Source organism: Streptomyces sp. NPDC127092 (assembly GCF_042722475.1).
Lineage (GTDB): Bacteria > Actinomycetota > Actinomycetes > Streptomycetales > Streptomycetaceae > Streptomyces.
Window position 1 is genome coordinate 472 of the sequence record NZ_JBHXFE010000261.1, and the last position, 846, is coordinate 1,317.

General features: G+C 74.5%; 1 protein-coding gene. It reads left to right on the forward strand.

All coding sequences use genetic code 11. The features are described from left to right. Positions 1–287: 287 nt before the first annotated feature. Positions 288–779 carry a MarR family winged helix-turn-helix transcriptional regulator gene (locus tag ACFWJO_RS39520; protein ID WP_144786627.1) on the forward strand — a complete coding sequence of 164 codons (492 nt, stop codon included), beginning with the start codon at positions 288–290 and terminating at the stop codon, positions 777–779. Positions 780–846 lie beyond the last annotated feature (67 nt).

Below are 846 nucleotides of genomic sequence, written 5' to 3' on the forward strand. Positions count from 1 at the left end.
TGGAAGCACGCGGCGTAGCCGGCGGCGAACAGCTGCTCGGGGTTGGTGCCCTGGCCGGAGCCGCCCATTTCGGTGGGCACGGCGAGGTCGAGGTCGACCCGCCCGTCGGTGGTGCGGACATGGCCGTCGCGGCCGGCGCCGGTGCTGAGCGCCTCGGCGGTGTAGATGGTCTCCATGGGAGGTCCTTTCATCCGCCCGCCCCGTGCGGGACGAGTCGGCTCCAGCCTGCCACCCGGTTAGGTCGCGCGCAACCAAGTCGCTCCCCAGCGACCACTAGAATCGCTTCCATGGATGCCGCGCCGACCCCCAGCCTCGTCCTCGAGGACCAGCTCTGCTTCGCCCTGCACCGGGCGGCGCGCGCCGTCACGCGCGGCTACGGCCCCCTGCTGTCCCGCCTCGGCCTCACCTACCCGCAGTACCTCGTGATGCTCACCCTGTGGCAGGCGGAGAGTGACGCCTCGGCTGAGACGGAGGCGTCGACGTCGGACGCCGCCGGCGCGCTGGGGGTCGGCGCGCTGCGGGACCGGCTCGGCATGGACAACGGGACGATCACACCCCTGGTGCGGCGCCTGGCCGGCATGGGGCTCGTCACGCGGGAGCGCGACGTCCACGACGAGCGACGCGTGCTGGTCCGGCTGACGGACGAGGGGCGGGCGCTGCGGGCGTCCGCCCGGACGGTCCCGGTGGACGCCCTCACCCGGATCCCCCTCGACACCACCGAGCGCCAGGTCCTCATGGACCTGCTGAACCGGATCACCGAGGCCGCCGGGCCGCGCTGAGACGGCGGGAGCGGCCCGCGCGGAGCGCGGGTCAGCGCACCCGGTCCAGGATCGCCCGGGCGACGGC